Here is a 22,293-nt window from a genome sequence, read left to right as displayed (position 1 = left end):
TGTGTTAAGCCTGCCGCCAGCGTTCAATCTGAGCCATGATCAAACTCTTCAATTCAAGTTTAATCGCTCAATACTGCTGACATAAAATGTCACTACTTAAAAAGTATATGAATTTCTAGTTAGCACCTATTAAGACTTCAAAATTAAAAAATATTTTTAAAACAAGTCAATCAACAAGTGCCCACACAGATTGTCTGATATATTGTTAAAGAGCAAAAAAGAACGACGCACTGGTTTTACTAAAGCTTCACAACAGCGCGTCGTTGTGTGGGGCGTATTATAGGACTTTCAGAATTCTTTGCAAGTGCTTTTTTACAAAAAAATTCAATTTTTTTATTGTCTGATGATTTAATCATCAATGTGAATTGTCTTTATTCAATATTCAAGGTAAATTACCTCCAAAGAGTAGGCAATCTAATGAGGTCTTTATGAATTTTGAACAAATGATTGGTTTCGGGGTAGCAGGCAATTTTGCAGGACATTTAGAACAGGCCGGCGAAGCCGCTGATTTCACTCAAGTTAAGACAGAAAATGCCATTCAACCAAAAGCAATTTTCCCGTTTTATGTGCCAAGCGAAAAAGCTGGTTTTCTTTCTACCTTTCCTTTAAGTCACAATCAAATTAATTTTCCACAAGGTGCTGATAATCTGCAAATTGAACCTGAAATTGCGCTTATTTGTGATCTTATCTATAAAAGAAACCAAGTTGAGAAAATTATTCCGCGCTATTTTGCAGCCTATAATGACTGCTCTATTCGTCGTCCTAATGCAAAAAAAATCTGTGAAAAGAAAAACTGGGGCGCGGCAAGTAAAGGTATTTCACCCAAACTGCTCTCTCTTTCTTCCTTTATTAAAGGAAGTGAAATTGATCAATATCGTATTGCATGCTTCCATAAACGCAATGGCGAGCTCAATACGTATGGTATTGACAGCCCCGCTATCGGTTATAGCTATTTCCATCAACAATTATTAGATTGGATCGTGGATAGAATGAATAATCAACCCGATGAGGGGCCGATGAATCATATTGCTTCTTTATTAGAGCAAGCAAACTATCCGAAACAAGCGATTATTAGTATTGGCGCCACCCGTTATACCGAGTTCGGTGAAACGCATTTCTTGCAACCCAATGATCTGAGTATTGTTGTCGTGTATAACGGTGAAAAATATTCTGCTGAGGAAATTGAGAAAATGGCAAGAGATGAAAAATTTACAGATGACATTTCAGCGCTTATCCAGAAAGTGGTTTAGCATACATATAAAAAGTGCGGTTAATTTTGACCGCACTTTTTGTTTACTTTCTTCTTAAAGAGACTTCTCCGGCATTAAAATACCGCTCGCCTTCATCGGTTATGACTTTTAAATAACCACGTTTATCAATTCCCTGCTCTATACCTGAAATCGCACCTTGTTCAGTAAAGACATTCACTTCATCACCAAAAAATTCATTATGGTTTATCCATTGTTGCATGAATTCCTCATCAATGCCCTTTTCTTCAAATTTAGCTAATCGAGAATAAATATGTTGAATCACTTTAATAAGGATCTTTTCACGATCTATATTTGGATCCTGCTCGGTTAATTGTGCATAGGGCTGACTAATTTCGGTTGATTGTGGCAATTTTACATTGATCCCAATACCAATCACTAAATTAAGCAACCCATTCTTATGATTAATGATCTCCACCAAGATGCCACCGAGTTTTCGACCTGAAAGCAAAATATCATTTGGCCATTTCACTTTCGCATTTAACGCTTCTGCAATCGCTAAACCAATCACTAAACTTAATCCATCCAATGCTTTTTTAGGATCGATAGTCCAATAAAAACTGAAAATTAACTGCCCTGCAAACGGTGAAAGCCATTGACGACCACGACGTCCTCGTCCTGCTGTTTGATATTCTGCCAAACACAAATCACCTTTTTTTAATTGGTTAATTTGATTCGTTATAAATTCATTTGTTGAAGAAATGGTTTGATGATAATGCACAGAATAAGGGAAAAGTGCGGTCGAAATTGCTTGCGGATTTAACAAGGGCATTTCTGGCATCAGCTGATAAATCTCATTTTCTTCTTGAATATTTAATCCCACTTCTCTCAACAATGCCATTTCTTGCGCCAATTCATTTGACGTAATATTTAAAAACGACATCAAATCTGACCGCACTTTAGGTTGGCAATCAGACAAACAATCCAATAACAATGGCATATTCATCCCTTCTCATAAAAACCTTGGCAAATCTTACCATAAAAGCGAAAAAATTCATTTTCAACCACATGAAAAATCTGTATAATCTCGCCGCAATATTTTTTGACACAATTTTTAACAGCGAGATATTGCCATGCTTAGAATCAAACAAGAAGCTCTGACTTTTGACGACGTTCTACTCGTCCCTGCTCATTCAACTGTTCTTCCGAACACAGCTAACCTCTCAACTCAACTCACCAAAGAAATTCGCTTAAATATTCCTATGCTTTCTGCTGCGATGGATACTGTCACAGAGACCAAATTAGCGATCTCTTTAGCACAAGAAGGCGGCATAGGCTTTATTCACAAAAATATGACGATCGAACGCCAAGCAGATCGTGTTCGTAAAGTGAAAAAATTCGAAAGTGGTATCGTTTCTGAACCTGTGACTGTTTCGCCAGATTTAACCCTTGAAGCACTTGCTGAAATGGTCAAGAAAAATGGTTTTGCGGGCTACCCTGTTGTCGATGCTGAAAATAACTTAATTGGTATCATCACTGGCCGCGACACGCGTTTCGTAAAAGATTTAAGCAAAACTGTTTCACAATTAATGACGAAAAAAGAAGACTTAGTCACTGTAAAAGAAGGTGCAAGCCGTGAAACAATTTTAGAATTAATGCATCAAAACCGCGTAGAGAAAGTACTTGTAGTAGATGATGCATTCAAATTAAAAGGCATGATCACCGTTAAAGACTTCCAAAAAGCGGAACAAAAACCAAATGCATGTAAAGATGAATTCGGTCGTTTACGTGTCGGTGCGGCTGTAGGTGCAGGCCCTGGTAATGAAGAACGTATTGATGCTTTAGTGAAAGCCGGCGTAGACGTATTGTTAATCGACTCTTCTCACGGTCACTCAGAAGGCGTGTTACAACGTGTTCGTGAAACGCGTGCAAAATATCCAAACTTACCTATCGTTGCGGGTAACGTAGCGACTGCTGAAGGTGCTATCGCACTTGCTGACGCAGGTGCAAGCGCAGTGAAAGTAGGTATCGGGCCAGGTTCAATTTGTACCACTCGTATCGTGACCGGTGTTGGTGTTCCACAAATCACCGCTATCGCAGATGCTGCGGCGGCATTAAAAGATCGTGGTATTCCAGTTATCGCGGACGGTGGTATCCGTTTCTCTGGTGATATTGCAAAAGCTATCGCTGCAGGCGCAAGCTGTGTAATGGTTGGTTCTATGTTTGCGGGTACTGAAGAAGCACCGGGCGAAATCGAACTTTACCAAGGTCGTGCATTTAAATCTTACCGTGGTATGGGCTCATTAGGTGCCATGGCGAAAGGCTCATCAGACCGTTATTTCCAATCTGATAACGCTGCAGACAAACTCGTACCAGAAGGTATCGAAGGCCGTATTCCATACAAAGGTTACTTAAAAGAAATCATCCACCAACAAATGGGTGGCTTACGTTCTTGCATGGGCTTAACTGGCTGCGCAACCATCGAAGAATTACGTACAAAAGCAGAATTCGTTCGCATCAGTGGTGCAGGTATTAAAGAAAGCCATGTTCACGATGTAACGATTACTAAAGAAGCACCAAACTATCGTATGGGCTAATCCATGAGGTGGGCTTTGCCCGCCTTTTGTTATTTTAAAGTGCGGTTGATTTTTGCAAAATTTTGGAGAAAATTGACCGTCTACATTATCAATAATAAGAGCATTATAAATGACAAACATCCACAACCATAAAATCCTGATCCTCGACTTTGGTTCACAATATACTCAACTGATTGCACGTCGCGTGCGTGAAATCGGTGTGTACTGCGAACTTTGGGCGTGGGATGTGACTGAAGAACAAATCCGTGAATTTAATCCGGACGGTATCATTCTTTCTGGTGGCCCAGAAAGTACTACTGAAGAAAACAGCCCGCGTGCACCTGAATATGTATTTAATGCCGGCGTGCCTGTATTGGGTATTTGCTACGGCATGCAAACCATGGCAATGCAACTTGGTGGTTTAACTGAGACCTCTGATCATCGTGAATTCGGCTATGCTTCTGTTTTAATGGATAATCCGACCGCACTTTTCGCTCATTTAAATGATGGCGATAGCAAATTAGATGTATGGATGAGCCATGGCGATAAAGTAACGCGTTTACCTGAAAACTTCCAAGTTACCGGTATGACTCCAACCTGCCCAATTGCGGCAATGTCTGACGAAGGCCGTCGTTTCTACGGTGTACAATTCCACCCTGAAGTAACTCATACCAAAAAAGGTCTGGAATTATTGATGAATTTCGTGGTGAACATTTGTGGTTGTGAAACCAAATGGACAGCTGAAAACATTATCGAAGATGCTGTTGCTCGTATTAAAGAGCAAGTGGGCGATGATGAAGTGATTTTAGGTTTATCTGGTGGTGTGGACTCTTCAGTGGTTGCATTACTTTTACACCGTGCTATCGGCAAAAATTTACACTGCGTATTCGTGGATAACGGCTTACTCCGCTTACACGAAGGCGATCAAGTCATGGAAATGTTCGGTGACAAATTCGGTTTAAATATTACCCGTGTTGATGCTGAAAGCCGTTTCTTAGGCGAACTTGCAGGCGTATCGGATCCTGAAGCGAAACGTAAAATTATCGGTAAAGTGTTCGTGGATGTATTCGATGATGAATCGAAAAAACTCACTAATGTGAAATGGTTAGCACAAGGTACGATCTACCCTGACGTGATCGAATCTGCAGCAAGCAAAACCGGTAAAGCACATGTGATTAAATCACACCACAACGTAGGTGGATTACCAGACTATATGAAACTTGGCTTAGTTGAACCTTTACGTGAATTGTTTAAAGATGAAGTACGTAAAATCGGTTTAGCATTAGGCTTGCCGGCTGAAATGATCAACCGCCACCCATTCCCGGGCCCAGGTTTAGGCGTGCGTGTATTAGGCGAAGTGAAAAAAGAATACTGTGATTTATTACGTCGTGCAGATGCGATCTTTATCGAAGAATTACGCAACAGCGGTTGGTATGAAAAAACCAGCCAAGCCTTCAGCGTGTTCTTACCAGTGAAATCTGTAGGCGTGATGGGCGATGGTCGTAAATATGACTGGGTTATCTCACTACGTGCGGTAGAAACAATCGACTTTATGACCGCACATTGGGCTCATTTGCCTTACGATTTATTAGGTAAAATATCTAACCGCATCATCAATGAAGTGAACGGCATTTCTCGCGTCGTGTACGACATCAGCGGAAAACCACCAGCAACTATCGAGTGGGAATAATCTAAATCAATTTAAAGGGCAAATTATTTTGCCCTTTTCTTTTATCTATTGTTTAATATCTACAACTTTTCTTATCAAGATTCACTATGGACATCGCTTTTTTACTCGGCACCAAAATTATTGAACTGACACTCATTGTGCTTATTGGCTATGGGTTGGTTAAATCAAAATTATTAAAATCAGAAGATAGCAAACCACTTTCCATTATTGGGCTTTATGTCATCAGCCCATCAGTGATGATTGAAGCCTTTCAAATTGATTACACACCTGAAATCCTGCAAGGTTTGCAACTTTCACTACTTATGGCGGTATTTCTTCACATTATTCTGATTATTATTGGCAATCTGTTAAAGCGTCTATTAAACCTTGATCCCATTGAGCACGCCACTTCCATTTATTCTAATTCTGGCAACTTAATTATTCCGATTGTGATGTCGCTATTTGGTAAAGAATGGGTCATTTACGCCAGTTGTTTTATCGTAGTACAAACCTTTCTATTTTGGACACATTGCCGTTTGATTATTGTAGGAAAAGGAAATTTATCTCTGAAGACGATTGCCAAAAACATCAATATTTGGTCAATTCTCATCGGCGCATTTTTGTTTGCTTTTCAAATTAAGTTGCCAAACATCATCAATGGCACACTCTCTTCTATTGGCTTGTTTATTGGCCCAAATGCCATGCTTGTTGCGGGTATGCTGATTGCTGCAATACCTTTACGGAGCATCGTAGCATCCAAACGCATTTATTTAGTTACGCTATTGCGCTTGTTGATTATTCCGCTTGTATTGTTGGTATTAATAAAGCTCGTTGGCTTTGTACATTGGGTTGAAAAAGGTGAGATTATCGTGTTGATTAGCTTTTTAGCTACCACTAGCCCTTCAGCTTCGACAGTGACACAAATGGCGGTGATTTATAACAATAATCCACAAAAAGCCAGCGCCATTTATGGTGTAACGACGCTGCTTTGTATGTTTACTATGCCACTGGTGATTGCGTTATATCAAATCTGGGGGTAAATCGTGGAAAAGTGCGGTCAATTATTTAAGCACTTTTGATGCCGGCTGCTCTTTTTTCAAACGATAAAGTTGATATAAGTTAACGAAAACTAAGAATGCGTTTAGAAGCGCAACTGGATAAGATTTGATGATCAAACTGTAAATGACAAAAAGTACCGCTCCAATTGCATTAACAACTCTCAAGTGAACAATCGATTTAAATAAAAAAGACGCAGCCACAAAGAATGTTGCCAAATAACCTAATAATTCGATGAAATTAAATTCCATAAATCTCTCCGTCAACAATGATTGAGGTGGCATCATAAAAGATTTTGGAATTGAGGAAAAGAGGCGAAATAAAGGCAACCGATTGCAATATCAAGAAATTTTTATTTCGCTCAACATTCGCTTAGATAAAGACTTTTTGCACTAAAAACATATAAAAAATTGTGCCAGCCGAGATAGAAAGAAACATGTTCTTTTTCCAGAAATGCAATCCCAATACCAAAGCTCCCGCAATAAAATCTGGCAAGCCATGATAACCACTCAACACATCCACATTTTTATAGCAATACACCACTAACATCCCAAACATCGCGGCTGGTAGTACTTTACCTAGATAACGAACATATTCTGGAATCGGGCGATTGGCGGGAAAGATCCAGAAAGGCAATAATCGGGTAAATTGCACGCACACAATACAAATCACAATGGTGATAATTTGTTCCATCAATGTCATTTTAGTGCCTCCAATTTAGATGAAAGTTTAGGACGTCTTACGGTTAACAGAATCCAAATACTAATGAGTGTTGGCACTAAAAAGTGCTCTTTCCCAACAATTAATAGCGATGCAAAAGCCACACCTAAACCTAATAATGAGCTCTCATGAGACTTCTCTTTGAGCCAGTTTTCAGCAAAAATCACCAGGAAAAGTGCAGTCATACCAAACTCTACCCCTTTTAAATCAAAAGGAATGATTGAACCAAATAGATTACCTAATCCGGCTCCTACAACCCAATAAAGATGGAGATAAAAACTGACAAAGAACATATACCAGCCTTTATCTAAATGATCGGGGATCTTCGCCATATAGTTAAGGGAAAAACTTTCATCGACTAGGGTACTAATTAAATACCAACGTTTTTTCCCGAGTTGAGCACCATATTTTTCTAACATGGAAATGCCATAAAAAATTTGGCGCCCACTGACCATCAGCGTAACCAACGCAACACTTAAAGGCGAAAAAGGCATAACTAAGGCGGCAGCGGCAATAAATTCCACTGATCCCGCATAAATGAGTGCTGCCATTGCCACAGGGAACCAAACACCGAATCCAAGTGCTTTCATGTAAATACCGTATGCTATGCCTAAAAATAAAAAGCCGGCAAGCATTGGCATGCTGTAAGGAAATGCCGCTTTTGCTGCGGCTTTGATGGGATTTTCTGTCACTACTTCTGACATATTGACCTACTACAACTCTAAAACAGACAAACCAGGTAAGGTCGAAAAACTTTGTGCTTTTACTGTTTGATGGAAATCTTCGATATAAGCTAAATTAGCATCTTCTTTACGAATTGCCGCATAAAGGTTACTGTACAACCCTTCTTCTGTAATTTTACGCGCCACCACATACCCTTTTTCTAAATAAGGTAATGCTGCCCAATAAGGCACGGTAGCAATGCCACGACGACTCGCTACTAACTGGATCAAAGCGATCGTTAGCTCTGTTGTACGACGAGGTGGATTAATACCTTTCGGTTTCAATACTTGACGATATAAATCTAACATATCATCAGGCACGGGATAGGTTACCCAAGTTTCTTCAGCGAAATCTTCCGCCTGCCAAACCTCTTTATTGGCTAATGGATGATCTTTAGAACAGATCCCCACCATTTCATAAGAAAACAGCGGCTTAAATAAAACATCATCGTTTTGTTCAATGTCGGATACAATCGCCCAATCTGCACGATGAGATAATAACAATCCTACAGGATCGGTATGGAAACCCGAGACGATATCCAATTCTACTAGGCTCCAATGCTGACGAAACTCATCCATCGCCGGCATTAACCAGTCGAAGCAAGTATGACACTCTACTGCAATTCGTAATTGCCCTGCATCACCATGTTTTACGCGTGCAAGTTCACGTTCTGCATCAATCACTTTTGGAAGAATTTCATTGGCAAGACGAATCAAACGATCGCCTGCTGCGGTAAAACGTAATGGATTACTTTTACGCTCAAATAGAGGTAAACCGAATTGCTCTTCCATTAACTTAATTTGATGAGAAAGTGCTGATTGTGTTAAATACACACGTTTTGCCGCCATTGAAACACTGCCTGTTTCCTTTAAAGCAAGCAAGGTTCTGAGGTGACGAAGTTCAAGAAATGTGGGTTTCATTAGAATAATTCATAAAGTTATCGCATTAGATGAGCAACATGATAGCGCAAATTAAATTTGTCGAAAAGAAAGTGCGGTCAAAAACGTTGATATTTTTGACCGCACTTAAGACGATTATTTATCTAATTGAATGGGAAGAAATAAGCTTAATGGTCGTTTTTTCACAATTTGGCAAACTTCATGCCAAATTGGCCACCAGCTATCAATTTCCGCATTCAAAGAACGCAGTGCAACCCAAAGTGTTAATGAAAAACTGACAATTAAATTCACTAAACCAATCAACAATACAAAACTAATACATTGTAAAAGTAATGAATAAGTGAATTGTCCGCTCACTGCAATGTAGCCTACATTCGCAGATGAAAATGCTACATGACGAATATCTAACGGAAGATGCGTTAAGTACCCCACCACACCGGTAATCCCAAGCAACATACCAAAACAAAGGTTACCAATTAGCGAGCCATAATTCTCATGCATATAATTAGCAAATTTCACGCGAGTCTTCTCAGACATTAATTTTTTCAATAACGGATGTTGGGCTAAACGCATACGCATATTCAAATAATTGCTTCGGTTATCAAAATAGCCCGAAATAATCCCCGAGCAGAATAACCATACCCCCGCAATAGCTGCAAACCATAAGGTTCCCGCAAAAGGATCAATGCTATGCAACTGATACGCGATTTGATCAGCATTCATCAATGGTTCACCTGTTTTATATTGGTAACCAAACGCAATCAATGCGGCTAAACCCATCGCAATGAGCACATTACCTAGCACAGCAATACTTTGAGAACGAAATACATCCACTAATAATTGGGCTAATTTCATATTGACGGTTTTCCCTTGAGGCGTTTTTTCAACAGCCTCAGCAAAACGGGCGGCTGTCATGGCCGGCTGTTTGGTTGCAACTGTGAAATGCAACATAAAGATCACCATAAAACCTAAGCCGTAATTTAAGCCTTCGGCAATCCCTTTCCAGACTTTGTCATCAATGATGCTGCCTAGATAGGTTTTAAATAACGCCATCAGTGCAATTAATACACCACCACCTGCGGCAGAATAAAACATTGCCCAATACTCTTTTTTATCTCGAGTAATGTAATGCTCACCATGATCGCCGGCATTCTGCGTAACACTACGAGCCATCAATCCTGAGCTTTGTTTCCATAGTCGCGAAATACTATGTCGTTCTGCTGCTGCACGGGCAAAACAACCGGTTAATAATAAGATTCGACGCGGCAAATAGCGATTTGAAACAAAAATCGCCATCAAGGTTTCTAACCGTTCTAAAGTCTGGGAAAGACGTTCCAATAAATACGCCGTATTTAAGGATGATCCCACTACCGCCCCACGTTTCTGTAAGCCAATAATCAATTCCTTACATTGATCAAACATTACCTGTAAATGGCTATCATCAAAAGCCGTTGATTGGCGACGCGCCTCTACCCAATCAACCACTTCATGATGCAATGCCACAAAAGGTGAATCCGCATTCAACAGAGAGGGCTCCATTCGCATCAGCTCAGGATCCATATCTTCAGCTGCAATCCAAATTGAAAGCATCTCAATGGCAAATAGCCCTTCACTTTCAATATGATTTTTTAACCGTTCACGATCTTTTTGTTCTGTATAACGGGTTAAAACGCCAAATACGCCTCGCCACGTTTTTAATGGGACGGCATCTATCCAGCGGGCATCATTTTTATCGCTAAACAATAAATAGAAAATATCACGTAAATCATTAATATCTTTAAAAGAAGGATTAAAACGCTCATAAATACGCGTTTTCATTTCTTGCCCAAAACCGCCACGCGTAAGAATGCCACTACTAATAAACAACGGATAAAGGCGTAAACCACATAACCAATCACATAATAATTTCGAAACAGAATAACCTAATTCTTTATCGTTCTTTAAGATAAACTTAAATAAATGCAAGGTCGGAGAAATTTTTTCTGTGGGGCTGCTACGTAATAATTGGCACAAGCCCTCTACGAGACCAAAGGCATCGTTTTCCGCCACTTTGTTACGCAAAAATTGCGGTAAGGTATCGGTTTTAATCATGAGCTTTCCCCCTTCTATCGTTTATATTCAAAAGCGAGACATTATACAGCTCTGTTAGATAAAGTAAAATGAGCGGAAAAGTGCGGTCAATTTTGAAAGGATTTTAAAAGAAAAGGCGTATGCTTCCATACGCCCTTAAATTGATATTATTTCTCTTTCTTCAGCAAGAAAATACCTTGTTCAGAGAAATTCACATAAGCTTGTTTAAGCTCGGCATTGAAGTCTTCTGGTTTGGTGTTAATGAGTAATTCTTTGCCAGCCCAAATTGCCACCACTTCCCAGTGGTTACCCATATAGACTGCACTCTTGATTTCACACTGTTGTGCTGCCTCACCTTCTGCTTTTAAGTAAATCGCTTCAGGACGAACGCCCACTAAGCATTCACCATCCGGTAAATTAAATTGCGCCGCATTACTTAATGGTAATTTGTAACTATTAACATCAATAGTGTTATTTTCCAATTTAGCTTCAAAGATACTCGATTCGCCCATGAAGTTTGCTAGGAATAAAGAGTTTGGACGCAAATAAAGCTCTTTTGCAGGTGCTTTTTGCATGATTTTACCTTTATTCATGACGATAACTTCATCGGATACCGCAAATGCTTCAGTTTGGTCATGAGTCACATAAAGTGAGGTAATACCTAAACTTTGTTGTAATTCACGGATTTTTTCACGCATAGAACGACGTAAGTTTGCATCCAAGTTACTTAATGGTTCATCAAAAAGTAATACTTTTGGTTTTAATACTAACGCACGTGCTAATGCCACACGTTGTTGTTGACCACCTGAAATTTGATCCACGAAACGATCTTCGAAACCCGCTAAGTCAACCAACTCTAACGCTTCCTTTACACGTTTAGCGCGTTCTTCTTTACCCACGCCTTGCATACGCAAACCATAGCCTACGTTATCACCGATACTCATATGCGGGAACAATGCGTAAGATTGGAATACGATACAAATATCACGATTTTGAATAGACGATTTGGTTACATCTTCACCATCGATAAAAATTTGACCTGAAGTTGGATTTTCTAAGCCTGCCACCAAACGTAACACAGTGGTTTTACCACAACCAGATGGCCCTAATAAGGTCACCATAGTGCCACGTTTAATGGTTAAATCTAAATTATCAATGACTGTGGATTTACCAAAAGATTTAGTGATATTTTTTAATACTAAGAAATCATTATTACTCATAATATTTACCTACAACTTAACGAGTTAATTCATTTTTTTCGCTTTAGAACGGGAAATTCGGGTATCACCCACAATCCAGTCAAAGAATAAAATAATGGCCATCATCACGATGATTAAAATCGAACCGTATGCGATAGCAACCCCATATTCACCATCTTCTACACGGTTTAAAATATAGGCTGTTGCCACACGTGTATCAGCGGTGACTAAGAAGATAATCGCACTCACGGTAGTCATCGCACGAACGAAGCTGGTGACCAATGCAGAAAGTAAAGCTGGTTTTAACAATGGTAAAACGATAAACCACAAAGTTTTCCATGAGCTACCTTTTAAAGAAAGCGACGCTTCATCAAGTGATTTATCTAATTGACCAAGACCTGCAATCGCTGCACGCATACCAATTGGTAAATCACGCATCACCATTGAGATGATCACGATAATGCTGGTACCTGTAATGTAAAGTGGCGCATTGTTAAAGGCTAAAATATAAGATACCCCTGCAACAGTTCCTGGTACGGCGAAGCAAAGCATAGTTAAAAACTCAAGGGATTTTTTACCTTGGAAATCTTTACGCACCACAATATACGCAATTAATAAACCGAAAAGTGCGGTCAATGGTGCGGCAATTCCTGCGTAGATTAAAGTATTAATCAATGATGGCCATGCCCCATCACTTAAGCCTTGTCCGAATAACATCGCATAGTTTTTCAAGGTTAAGGTGTAATCCACGCCCCAGTTCACAGTGAAACTACCGTAGAAAATACTGCCGTATAACGCCAAGTTAAAGAGTACCCAGAAACCAAGCATACCGATGATGGTATATTTCAAGCCGGTTGGTAAATCTTGCACGTCACCACGATAGGATTTACCTGAAACAGTCACATAAGAGCGGTTACCAATCCAAATATATTGGATGATAAATACGGCTAATGAGAAGATTAAAAGCATCGAACCTAAAGTACTTGCTGAAGCATAATCTAATTGTGAGCCGGCAATATAGAAGTAGATTTGTGTCGCGATGACGTCAAAGCTACCGCCCAATACTAATGGGTTACTAAAGTCAGCTAAGGATTGGATAAACACGATTAAGAATGAGTTTGCCAATGCTGGACGTAGTAATGGGAAAATGATATTGAAGAACGTTTGGTAACGATTTGCACGCAAGGTGTAAGACGCTTCTTCAATTGATGGGTGAACAGATTTTAATGCCCCATCTAAAATCATGAATGAAATCGGTGCAAAAGCAAGAATCTGTGCAATGGCAATCCCGTTAAAACCGTATAGCCAGTTGTGGTTCTCAAATCCAAATGTTGAAGCTAAGAACTCCGTCACATAACCAGAACGGCCAAGCATCAATGTTACCCCTAACCCCACAACAAACGGTGGAGTTACGATTGGTAAAATAGAGAAAATTTTACCAATGAACGCCGTTCTACGAGCAATACGGGTGGTATAAAGTGCAAATGCCAAACCGAAAATCGTTGATACGATACCTACAAAGCCTGATAAGAATAGCGAGTTACTAATCACACGTACAATGTAGCTTTGAGTCAAAATTCGCATCACTTGTTGTGGTGCAAAAGTATCACCGTCATAGAACATGGATACAAAGATCGCTAATGTTGGGTAAACGATGAAGAAGAAAATTAATAAGATAATGCAAAGTAAAGAGGCGATAATAAATTTATCCCCTTGCATCACTTTTAATTTTGCGAAAGAAAACGTCGCCAATGCGGTTAAACTCGCGATTAATACAATCACTGAATAACCCATGCTGACTTTACAAATTGTTGCACTGACAAAGATAAATAATGTCGCTGCTGCAATAAGATACAGCTCTGCTTTCGCTTGTGTATCCTTAGGCAATTTAAGAAGTGGCATCAATCCGTATAAAATAACCGGTAAAAACCATAATGCCGTAATATCTAATGAAGACCAACCCATTGCACCTAGATATTCATCACTTGTACTTTCAAACAAGCCATAATCTAAAGCATGGGAAGGTAGAAGAAGAAATGCAATCACTGCAAGAATTATCCAAAAGTTAGCAGATTGGATAATGGGAAGTTTATTTGCGTTCATACAACCTCGCATAAAAGAAAAAAGCGAAATAATATAATAGCTATTATTTCGCTATGTATACATCATTATTTTGCTAATTTTACATCATCGACCCATTTTGTGATCAACCGTTTGCGTAAATCACTTGAGCCGTATTTGTCAAAATCATAATTAATTAAATTGATGGATTTAAAATCGAGCGCATAAGGCGATTGCTCAGCGGTGCTATTGGTTAAAATAGAATACGCTTCCCCTTTTTTCCAGGTTAACTCTTGTGCTTCTTTTGATAACGCCCAATCCACAAATAATTTCGCATTTTCAAGGTTTCTTGCACCTTTAATAATACTCACGCCACCAATTTCATAGCCTGTACCTTCACAAGGAACAACTAATTCTACTGGTGCACCTTTGGCTTTCTCTAAAGAGTATTCATGTAAAAAACCAATTCCGATTGCGGTTTCACCACGTGCCGTATTACGGGTAGCCGTGTTACCGGATTTGGTATATTGGGAAACGTTTTTATTGAGTTCTTTGAGATATTTGAACGCTTCATCTTCACCCCAAAGTTGGATATAGGTGGCTAATTGTGTATAACCCGTACCTGAACTTTGAGGATCGGCTGCTTGGATCTCATTACGATAAGCAGGATCGGTTAGATCTTTCCAACATTTTGGTGTTGGTAAATTAAGCTTTTTCAAACGCTCAGGATTGATACCAAAGCCTAATACACCGAGATAAATCGCTGAAGAATAGTTGCCTTTAATTTTAGCGGGATCTCTAAACTGTTCAGGAATTTGTGCAAGATTTGGTGACTTATACGCTTCAAGTAAGCCCATTTCACCGGCTTGAGAATGAGGATCAAGCGTACCGCCATACCACACATCCCCTTGAGGGTTATCTTTTTCTGCATCAATTTTGGCTAAAATTGTGCCTGTACCGCCACGGATAAAACTGGTTTTGATACCATATTTTTTCTCAAAAGCCATAGTTTCTTGCTCGCACATCGTATTTTGTGCACTGCAATAAACCACTAAACGACCTTCTGCAGCAGATGCGTGAGAACTTAGCAACACGCCACCAAATACAACACCAGAAAGTGCTAAAGCAACGTTAGACATTTTCATTGGTTCACTCCTGTGTTTATAAAATAAAATGAGCTGATACGCTCATCGTCGAAACCCACGTAAAAACCTAGCTAGTGGGGCTAAAATGGTAAAAGTGCGGTCAAAAAATCTCATGTTTTTTAACCGCACTTTAAACACTATTTCGCTAATTTAACGTCTTGAACCCATTTTTCAATTAAGGCTTTGCGTTGTTCGGTTGCGCCGTATTTTTCAAAGTCATAATTGATGAGGTTAAGTTTGTTTGGATCAAACGCTGTTGGCGATTGTTCCGCTGTGGTGTTGGTTAAGATTTGTAAAGAATCACCTTGTTTCCACGCTAACTCTTGACCTTCTTTAGATAATGCCCAATCCACGAATAATTTTGCATTATCAATGTTACGTGCACCTTTTAAGATACTCACGCCACCTAACTCATAGCCAGTACCTTCACAAGGCACCACTAATTCCAATGGTGCACCTTGACGTTTTTCAAGTGCGTAATCGTGTAAGAAACCAATACCTACCGCCGTTTCACCACGTGCCGCATTACGAGACGGGGTGACACCTGATTTGGTGTATTGAGATACGTTTGGATGTAATGCTTTTAAGAAATCAAAGGCTTTTTCTTCGCCCCAAAGTTGAACAAAAGTTGCCAATGCAGTGTAAGCTGTACCTGCACTTTGTGGGTCAGCAATTTGCACTTCGCCTTTTAAGCGAGGATCGGTTAAATCTTTCCAGCATTTTGGTACTTCTTTAATACCTAATTTTGCTAAACGCTCGGTATTCACACCAAAACCTAAGATACCCATGTAAATCGCAGAGACATAATGTCCTTTGGTTTTCGCTGGATCACGGAAACGTTCAACAATTTCATCAATGTGTTTAGATTTATAAGGTTCGATTAAACCCAACTCTGCCGCTTGTGCTTGAGGGTCGAATGTACCACCAAACCAAACGTCTGCTTGTGGGTTATTTTTTTCCGCTTCAACTTTTGCAAACGTACTACCTGAACCGTTGCGAATGAATGAAGTTTTCACATCATATTTTTCGCCAAATGCTTTGGTTGTCGTTTCACAAAGAATGTTAGTCGCACTACAGTACACCACTAAACGCCCTTGAGCATTAACAGCTGATGATGTCATGAAGCCTGCAGCTAAAAGTGCGGTTGAAATGGAGAGAGAAATTTTATTCATTTTCATCGTACACTCCTCATAAATAACACTGATGAAATAATAAAAACGAGCACATCGTAAGCGAAAACGAAAAAAAATTCCGTGAAGTACTTCACAAATTTAAAAAATTTAAATAAAAAAGAAAGGTGAATTTAAACTGATTTTTCTTTATAATCCCATTAATTTTTACCTTCCTTTTTTGAGGACGTTCTATGTCAGACTCATCTTGTATTATCATCGCCATCACAGGGGCATCCGCTTCAGGCAAAAGCTCCATTGCTTCTACCGTTCATAAAGAACTTTGCAACGACTTAGGTTGTGAAGAAATTGGGATTATTGCTGAAGACAGCTACTATAAAGATCAAAGCAATTTAGAGATGAGTGAGCGAGTAAAAACCAACTATGACCACCCGAGTTCAATGGACAGAGATTTACTCATTCAACACTTAAAAGACTTAAAAAACGGAATCGCCGTAGATGTTCCTGTCTATAGTTATGTTGATCACACCCGAACTGGCGAAACCAAACACTTTACGCCGAAAAGAATTGTGATTTTAGAAGGGATCTTATTGCTTACTGATGAGCGAGTTCGCCAATTAGCCGATATTTCTGTCTTCGTGGATACGCCATTAGATATTTGTTTTATCCGCCGTTTACAACGTGATATGGAAGAACGTGGCCGTTCATTACAATCTGTCATTGATCAATATCGTGCAACCGTTCGTCCTATGTTCTTACAATTTATCGAGCCATCAAAACAATATGCGGATATCGTGATTCCTCGTGGTGGTAAAAACCGTATTGCGATCAATATGTTAAAAGCTCAAATTCTTCATTTGTTAAACCAAAAATAGGAAAAATCATGCGTCTTTGCGATACCGATATCGAACGCTATCTAGATGATGGCATTATTTCTTTAACGCCTCGTCCTGAAAATGACAAAATCAATGGTGCGACCATTGATGTGCGTTTAGGCAATTCATTTCGCGTATTTCGTGAACATTCCGCGCCTTATATTGATTTAAGTGGACCGAAAGAAGAAGTCTCTGCTCAACTTGAATCGGTGATGAGTGATGAGATCATTATCGGTGATGATGAAGCCTTCTTCTTACATCCGGGTATGTTGGCGCTAGCAACCACATTAGAGTCTGTGAAACTCCCTGCTAATATTATCGGTTGGTTAGATGGTCGCTCTTCACTTGCTCGTTTAGGTTTAATGGTGCACGTGACCGCTCATCGTATTGATCCAGGTTGGGAAGGTAAAATTGTGTTAGAGTTTTATAACTCAGGCAAATTACCTTTGGCATTACGTCCCAATATGGTGATTGGTGCTTTAAGTTTTGAAGTGTTAAGTGGCCCTGCTGCACGCCCGTATATAAGCCGAAAAGATGCGAAATACAAACATCAACAAAATGCGGTAGCGAGCCGAATTAATGAGGATTAATCTATGAAAAAGATCGCAATTAGCCTGTTGATCGTGCTGTTTGCGATCTTTGCTTTTTTTTATGTTCAACTTCAACAAGCTAAGAGTCTTTTGACCGAACAACTGACGAAACGAGATATTCAACTTGAAACGGTAAGTATTAGCCTCTTTCCACAGCCTGTTATTTCCTTAGAAAAGGTTAAATATCACGCGATTTCTGCACAAAAAATTGAAGGAAAATTACCTTTTATTTCACTCGTTTTTGGGAATCCAACTATTGACGAAATTCAAATTCAGCAAGCTCGCTTTACTGAAAATGCATTGAATTCAGCCAATATCCGCATGGTATTTTCAGATTTTGCACTCAAACAATTTTTAAAAAAAGATCTTACTTTTAATGGTAGCAACCATATTTGGGTGAACCTTGAAAAACCTATTTATGGCAACACCGCAACCTTTGATTTTCTTTTTAACAAAGGAAATATCGCCCTTCGTCAGGAAGGTGAATCACTTATTCAATTTGATGACGTGCAATTCAATCAGCAAAAATTAGGCTATATTGAAATTCATGCTGATTTAACGAAACCACAGAAACTTGCCATTGGTTACATTCGACCAACATGCACCACGAATTGTCTTGCTGTACTCAAATTTAGTAGCTATCTGCAAAAAAGTGCGGTCAATTTTTCTGGTAAAAATTTTCCGTTAACACAGTTGTTAGCGTTACTTAATTTTCCTCAAACCATGACGGGCACAAGTGATTTTAATGTTCAATTAGCTTTTGCAAATTCAGAATTAGCTCAAGGGAAATTTGATTTTAACGCACGTGATGGTGAGCTTTTAGGACTTAACCTACTGGATATGGCAGCACAGTATTTACCGATTAATTACAACAGTGATTTAACCGCGAGTAGAAATATGAACACGCCTTATGAGCGTTTTGAATCAAGCCTTTCATTCGAAAATCATTTACTCAAAGTCGATAAAATAAGCTTAAAAACAACCGCACTTTTAGCGGAAGGTGCTGGAGCGATTGATTTAGATAATGTACAATGTGATGTCAATTTAACCTTAAGATCCACTAACGAAAAATACAAAAAGCTGGCATTGCCTATTCGCTTTTTCGATAGTTGCTACTCACCACAGTATAAGGTAAATATTGACCAAAACTTTCGTCATCAATTGAAAGAATTAATTAAAGAGAAATTAAAATAATGTCATTTTATCAGAAAGCAGAAAGAACCCAATATTGGCGCGTAGTCATCATGGCTTGCGCCGCTTTTATTTTTAACACCACGGAATTTGTGCCAGTTGCGTTACTCACTGACATCGGACAAAGTTTTGATATGCAAAGCTCCGATGTGGGTTTAATGATGACCGTTTATGCTTGGACAGTTATGATTATGTCTTTACCCGCTATGCTCGCGACAGGCGATATGGAACGTAAAGGCTTATTGCTGAAACTTTTCGTGATTTTTATCATTGGTCATATTATCTCAGTCATTGCGTGGAATTATTGGATTCTTCTCATTGCTCGTATGTGTATTGCGGTAGCGCATTCACTTTTCTGGGCAATTACCGCATCATTAGTGATGCGTGTAGCACCGAAGAATAAGAAAACACAAGCAATTGGTATGCTCGCTATCGGTACATCCCTTGCGACTATTTTAGGCTTACCATTAGGCCGTTTAGTCGGTCAATTAGTTGGCTGGCGTATTACTTTTGCAATCATTGCCGCATTAGCTTTGGTTGTGATGGTATTCATTATGCGTTTATTACCAAATCTACCAAGTAAAAATGCAGGCTCGTTATCTAGTCTGCCGATTTTAGCAAAACGTCCATTACTTATTGGACTTTATGCTACAACGGTAATCATTGTTTCAGCACACTTTACCGCTTATACCTACATTGAACCCTTTATGGTTCAAATCGGCGAACTCGATCCAAATCTTGCAACGATAATTTTGTTAGTTTTTGGAGTTTCTGGCATTACCGCAAGTGTGATCTTTAACCGCTTATACCGTTTCGGTCCAACTCAATTTATCAGTGGGGCTATGATTTTACTGGCTATATCTTTAACATTTATGCTTGCCTCCGCGAGTTATACCGCCACGATGTTTACCCTTGCTTTTATTTGGGGTATTGGCATCTCTTGTATCGGACTGGCATTACAAATGCGCGTACTACAACTTGCTCCTGATGCAACGGACGTAGCAAGCGCTATTTATTCCGGTATTTTCAACGCGGGTATTGGTGCAGGCGCACTGTTTGGTAACCAAATCGCTCGCCATGTTGGTCTTGAATATATTGGATTTAGCGGTGCAGCATTAGCAGTTATTGCTCTCGGTATCTTTGTCTTCTTCAATTTCCGCTATCGCGCTCAAAACGTCTAAAAAATGACCGCTCTTACTTAAGTGCGGTCATTTTCTTTTCTAATCGAGATGGAAACAAGCGATTAGCTTACCATTAGGATATTTTTCCAATTTCGGTTGCTCATTTCGACATTTATCCGTTGCTTTCCAACAACGCGGATTAAATGCACAACCTCTTGGTGGATTAATCGGGCTTGGTAATTCGCCCTTTAATTTAATCCGCTGACGACGTAATTCAGGCGATAATCTTGGCGTAGCCGAAAGTAACGCTTGTGTATAAGGATGCTGAGGATTATTAAAGATCTGCGCTTTTGTGCCTATTTCAACACAGCGACCTAAATACATCACCATCACCTCATCGGCAATATGCTCAACCACCGAAAGATCATGGGAAATAAATACATAAGATAAACCAAGCTCAGCTTGCAAATCCATCATCAAATTCAGCACTTGCGCACGAACGGACACATCTAATGCAGAAACGGGTTCATCCGCCACAACCACATCAGGTTCAAGCATTAAACCACGGGCAATCGCGATACGTTGACGCTGTCCTCCCGAAAACATATGTGGATAGCGATTATAAAACTCTGCACGCAGTCCCACTTTTGCCATCATGGCCAATACTTTTTCTTTACGCTCTTTTGCCGATAGATTGGTATTAATGACTAAGGGCTCTTCCAAAATCGTGCCGATTTTCTTACGCGGATTCAGTGAGGCATAAGGATTTTGAAACACGATTTGGATTTTCTGACGGCGCAATGCTTTCGTTTCATGATCATTGACTAAGAAATTTTGCCCGTTGTAATACAATTCACCTTCAGTCGGTTCTTCTATCATGGTTAAAAGACGACCAAGTGTGGATTTACCACAACCAGATTCTCCCACTACGGCAAGGGTTTTACCACGTTCTAAAGAAAAAGACACCCCATCTAACGCTTTCACTTGCTGTGTTTTTGCAAACATCCCTTTTTTCACAGGATAATATTTTTTCAGCCCGATAGCATTGAGCAATGGAGCATTCTCTTGTGCGACATTAGACATTGCTTGGTTCTCCTTGGGCATTTAATGGGGTATGACATTTAACTTGTCGATTTCCTACGTGACGTAATTCAGGTTCAACAGTTCGACAAAGATCGGTCGCATACGGACAACGTGGATTTAACAAGCAACCTTGTGGACGATCGTATTTACCTGGCACCACACCGGGTAAAGATTGCAAACGAGATTTACCTTCGGCAAATTCAGGTAAAGAACGTAATAACGCTTGAGTGTAAGGATGTTTTGGTTCACGGAAAATATCTTCTGCTCGTCCTTCTTCCACTACTTGTCCTGCATACATCACAATAATACGATGCGCCGCTTCTGCAACTAACGCAAGATCGTGCGTGATCAGAATCAACGACATGCATTCTTTTTGCTGCAACTCAAGCAACAAATCTACAATTTGAGCTTGAATGGTCACATCCAGTGCAGTGGTTGGCTCATCTGCAATAAGTAATCTCGGTTTGCAAGCAATGGCCATAGCAATCATAACGCGTTGGCTCATCCCGCCAGAAAGCTGATGCGGATAAACATCAATACGTGATTCAGGATCAGGTATTCCGACTAAGCGTAATAGCTCTAAGGTGCGTTCACGGCGTTCTTTTTTGCTCCCGCCTTGATGCGCCTTAATCGCTTCCATAATTTGGAAACCCACTGTATAAGCCGGATTTAAGCTTGTCATTGGGTCTTGAAAAATCATGGCAATATCTGCGCCAACTAGTTCCCGCTTTTCTTTTGGCGGCAAGCTTAAGAGATCTTTTCCTTCAAATGCTAAGCCCTGCGCTGAAACTCGACCAGGAAAATCAATTAAGCCCATTATCGCAAGGGAACTCACTGATTTCCCTGAGCCCGACTCACCAACAATGCCTAATACTTCACCTTGATTAACTTGATAGCTAATGCGATCGACTGCTTTAAAAGGTGCTTTTTCATCACCAAAGTGAACAGAAAGCTCTTTTACATCTAATAATGCCATT

General features: G+C 39.7%; 20 protein-coding genes. 8 read left to right on the top strand and 12 right to left on the bottom strand.

All coding sequences use genetic code 11. From position 1 onward, the window contains the following. Positions 1-428 precede the first annotated feature (428 nt). A complete protein-coding gene (locus tag ADA56_RS08845; protein WP_049370198.1) occupies positions 429-1,250 on the top strand; it encodes a DUF5718 family protein in 822 nt (273 codons plus the stop codon). A 43-nt stretch (positions 1,251-1,293) separates the two neighbouring features. On the opposite strand, the gene birA is transcribed toward ADA56_RS08845, so the two are convergent. Then, on the bottom strand, positions 1,294-2,208 hold the full coding sequence (gene birA, locus ADA56_RS08840; protein ID WP_080972362.1) for a bifunctional biotin--[acetyl-CoA-carboxylase] ligase/biotin operon repressor BirA: 915 nt from the start codon (positions 2,206-2,208) through the stop codon (positions 1,294-1,296). A gap of 133 nt (positions 2,209-2,341) precedes the next feature. Here birA and guaB point away from each other — a divergent pair, with 133 nt between their 5' ends. The 3 genes from guaB (at position 2,342) to ADA56_RS08825 (ending at position 6,493) form a co-directional block, all read left to right on the top strand. Then, entirely contained in the window at positions 2,342-3,805 is a 1,464-nt protein-coding gene (gene guaB, locus ADA56_RS08835; protein ID WP_049370196.1) for an IMP dehydrogenase, read from the top strand. Positions 3,806-3,914: 109 nt separating this feature from the next. Then, complete coding sequence (gene guaA, locus ADA56_RS08830) at positions 3,915-5,474, top strand: glutamine-hydrolyzing GMP synthase (protein WP_049370195.1); 1,560 nt, start codon at positions 3,915-3,917, stop codon at positions 5,472-5,474. Between the two features lie 86 nt (positions 5,475-5,560). After that, positions 5,561-6,493, top strand: a complete 933-nt coding sequence (locus tag ADA56_RS08825) for an AEC family transporter (protein WP_049370194.1) — start codon at positions 5,561-5,563, stop codon at positions 6,491-6,493. 21 nt (positions 6,494-6,514) lie between these two features. Here ADA56_RS08825 and ADA56_RS08820 read toward each other — a convergent pair whose 3' ends face one another. From ADA56_RS08820 to ADA56_RS08780, 9 genes are all read right to left on the bottom strand, one after another. Further along, a complete protein-coding gene (locus ADA56_RS08820) occupies positions 6,515-6,760 on the bottom strand; it encodes a YgjV family protein (RefSeq protein ID WP_049370193.1) in 246 nt (81 codons plus the stop codon). Positions 6,761-6,881: 121 nt separating this feature from the next. Then, positions 6,882-7,211 (bottom strand): branched-chain amino acid transporter permease, encoded by a 330-nt coding sequence (locus ADA56_RS08815; RefSeq protein ID WP_049370192.1) that lies wholly within the window; start codon positions 7,209-7,211, stop codon positions 6,882-6,884. Next, positions 7,208-7,933 (bottom strand): azaleucine resistance protein AzlC, encoded by a 726-nt coding sequence (gene azlC, locus ADA56_RS08810; RefSeq protein WP_049362213.1) that lies wholly within the window; start codon positions 7,931-7,933, stop codon positions 7,208-7,210. Before azlC ends, ADA56_RS08815 begins: the two co-directional genes overlap by 4 nt. A 9-nt stretch (positions 7,934-7,942) precedes the next feature. Next, positions 7,943-8,872, bottom strand: a complete 930-nt coding sequence (locus ADA56_RS08805) for a LysR family transcriptional regulator (protein WP_049370191.1) — start codon at positions 8,870-8,872, stop codon at positions 7,943-7,945. Positions 8,873-8,986: 114 nt separating this feature from the next. Continuing rightward, entirely contained in the window at positions 8,987-10,942 is a 1,956-nt protein-coding gene (locus tag ADA56_RS08800; RefSeq protein ID WP_049370190.1) for a site-specific recombinase, read from the bottom strand. Between the two features lie 146 nt (positions 10,943-11,088). Next, entirely contained in the window at positions 11,089-12,141 is a 1,053-nt protein-coding gene (fbpC, locus tag ADA56_RS08795) for a ferric ABC transporter ATP-binding protein (protein WP_049370189.1), read from the bottom strand. A 24-nt stretch (positions 12,142-12,165) separates the two neighbouring features. Beyond that, entirely contained in the window at positions 12,166-14,223 is a 2,058-nt protein-coding gene (locus ADA56_RS08790) for an ABC transporter permease (RefSeq protein ID WP_049370188.1), read from the bottom strand. A gap of 65 nt (positions 14,224-14,288) precedes the next feature. Beyond that, positions 14,289-15,326 carry an ABC transporter substrate-binding protein gene (locus ADA56_RS08785; RefSeq protein WP_049370187.1) on the bottom strand — a complete coding sequence of 346 codons (1,038 nt, stop codon included), beginning with the start codon at positions 15,324-15,326 and terminating at the stop codon, positions 14,289-14,291. Positions 15,327-15,463: 137 nt separating this feature from the next. Continuing rightward, the gene (locus tag ADA56_RS08780) at positions 15,464-16,504 is read right to left on the bottom strand and encodes an ABC transporter substrate-binding protein (RefSeq protein ID WP_005697792.1); all 1,041 of its coding nucleotides are present in this window, start codon (positions 16,502-16,504) and stop codon (positions 15,464-15,466) included. 185 nt (positions 16,505-16,689) lie between these two features. On the opposite strand from ADA56_RS08780, the gene udk reads away from it, so the two are divergent. The 4 genes from udk to ADA56_RS08760 are packed head-to-tail and all read left to right on the top strand — an operon-like array spanning position 16,690 to position 20,293. Beyond that, positions 16,690-17,331, top strand: a complete 642-nt coding sequence (gene udk, locus ADA56_RS08775; RefSeq protein WP_049370186.1) for a uridine kinase — start codon at positions 16,690-16,692, stop codon at positions 17,329-17,331. 8 nt (positions 17,332-17,339) lie between these two features. Beyond that, a complete protein-coding gene (gene dcd, locus ADA56_RS08770) occupies positions 17,340-17,921 on the top strand; it encodes a dCTP deaminase (protein ID WP_049370185.1) in 582 nt (193 codons plus the stop codon). A 3-nt stretch (positions 17,922-17,924) separates the two neighbouring features. Then, positions 17,925-19,115 carry an AsmA-like C-terminal region-containing protein gene (locus ADA56_RS08765; protein ID WP_049370184.1) on the top strand — a complete coding sequence of 397 codons (1,191 nt, stop codon included), beginning with the start codon at positions 17,925-17,927 and terminating at the stop codon, positions 19,113-19,115. Next, a complete protein-coding gene (locus tag ADA56_RS08760) occupies positions 19,115-20,293 on the top strand; it encodes a sugar transporter (RefSeq protein ID WP_005699550.1) in 1,179 nt (392 codons plus the stop codon). Before ADA56_RS08765 ends, ADA56_RS08760 begins: the two co-directional genes overlap by 1 nt. A 39-nt stretch (positions 20,294-20,332) precedes the next feature. On the opposite strand, the gene ADA56_RS08755 is transcribed toward ADA56_RS08760, so the two are convergent. Beyond that, positions 20,333-21,316 carry a peptide ABC transporter ATP-binding protein gene (locus ADA56_RS08755; RefSeq protein WP_049370183.1) on the bottom strand — a complete coding sequence of 328 codons (984 nt, stop codon included), beginning with the start codon at positions 21,314-21,316 and terminating at the stop codon, positions 20,333-20,335. After that, positions 21,309-22,292, bottom strand: a complete 984-nt coding sequence (gene dppD, locus ADA56_RS08750; RefSeq protein WP_049370182.1) for a dipeptide ABC transporter ATP-binding protein — start codon at positions 22,290-22,292, stop codon at positions 21,309-21,311. Before dppD ends, ADA56_RS08755 begins: the two co-directional genes overlap by 8 nt. Position 22,293 lies beyond the last annotated feature (1 nt).

It is taken from the genome of Parahaemophilus parainfluenzae (genome assembly GCF_001055095.1).
Classification (GTDB): Bacteria; Pseudomonadota; Gammaproteobacteria; order Enterobacterales; family Pasteurellaceae; genus Haemophilus_D; species Haemophilus_D parainfluenzae_Z.
Note: the sequence above shows the minus strand (reverse complement) of the source record. Positions and strands in the feature narration are given on the sequence as shown.

Bases quoted from the DNA above. Each gene is read 5' to 3' on its own strand.
- ADA56_RS08780 (WP_005697792.1), bottom strand. From the start codon at position 16,504: ATGAAAATGAATAAAATTTCTCTCTCCATTTCAACCGCACTTTTAGCT.
- ADA56_RS08845 (WP_049370198.1), top strand. From the start codon at position 429: ATGAATTTTGAACAAATGATTGGTTTCGGGGTAGCAGGCAATTTTGCA.
- ADA56_RS08800 (WP_049370190.1), bottom strand. From the start codon at position 10,942: ATGATTAAAACCGATACCTTACCGCAATTTTTGCGTAACAAAGTGGCG.
- ADA56_RS08755 (WP_049370183.1), bottom strand. From the start codon at position 21,316: ATGTCTAATGTCGCACAAGAGAATGCTCCATTGCTCAATGCTATCGGG.
- ADA56_RS08820 (WP_049370193.1), bottom strand. From the start codon at position 6,760: ATGGAATTTAATTTCATCGAATTATTAGGTTATTTGGCAACATTCTTT.
- birA (WP_080972362.1), bottom strand. From the start codon at position 2,208: ATGCCATTGTTATTGGATTGTTTGTCTGATTGCCAACCTAAAGTGCGG.
- ADA56_RS08825 (WP_049370194.1), top strand. From the start codon at position 5,561: ATGGACATCGCTTTTTTACTCGGCACCAAAATTATTGAACTGACACTC.
- ADA56_RS08805 (WP_049370191.1), bottom strand. From the start codon at position 8,872: ATGAAACCCACATTTCTTGAACTTCGTCACCTCAGAACCTTGCTTGCT.
- ADA56_RS08815 (WP_049370192.1), bottom strand. From the start codon at position 7,211: ATGACATTGATGGAACAAATTATCACCATTGTGATTTGTATTGTGTGC.
- azlC (WP_049362213.1), bottom strand. From the start codon at position 7,933: ATGTCAGAAGTAGTGACAGAAAATCCCATCAAAGCCGCAGCAAAAGCG.
- guaB (WP_049370196.1), top strand. From the start codon at position 2,342: ATGCTTAGAATCAAACAAGAAGCTCTGACTTTTGACGACGTTCTACTC.
- fbpC (WP_049370189.1), bottom strand. From the start codon at position 12,141: ATGAGTAATAATGATTTCTTAGTATTAAAAAATATCACTAAATCTTTT.
- guaA (WP_049370195.1), top strand. From the start codon at position 3,915: ATGACAAACATCCACAACCATAAAATCCTGATCCTCGACTTTGGTTCA.
- ADA56_RS08785 (WP_049370187.1), bottom strand. From the start codon at position 15,326: ATGAAAATGTCTAACGTTGCTTTAGCACTTTCTGGTGTTGTATTTGGT.
- ADA56_RS08790 (WP_049370188.1), bottom strand. From the start codon at position 14,223: ATGAACGCAAATAAACTTCCCATTATCCAATCTGCTAACTTTTGGATA.
- udk (WP_049370186.1), top strand. From the start codon at position 16,690: ATGTCAGACTCATCTTGTATTATCATCGCCATCACAGGGGCATCCGCT.
- dcd (WP_049370185.1), top strand. From the start codon at position 17,340: ATGCGTCTTTGCGATACCGATATCGAACGCTATCTAGATGATGGCATT.
- ADA56_RS08765 (WP_049370184.1), top strand. From the start codon at position 17,925: ATGAAAAAGATCGCAATTAGCCTGTTGATCGTGCTGTTTGCGATCTTT.
- dppD (WP_049370182.1), bottom strand. From the start codon at position 22,292: ATGGCATTATTAGATGTAAAAGAGCTTTCTGTTCACTTTGGTGATGAA.
- ADA56_RS08760 (WP_005699550.1), top strand. From the start codon at position 19,115: ATGTCATTTTATCAGAAAGCAGAAAGAACCCAATATTGGCGCGTAGTC.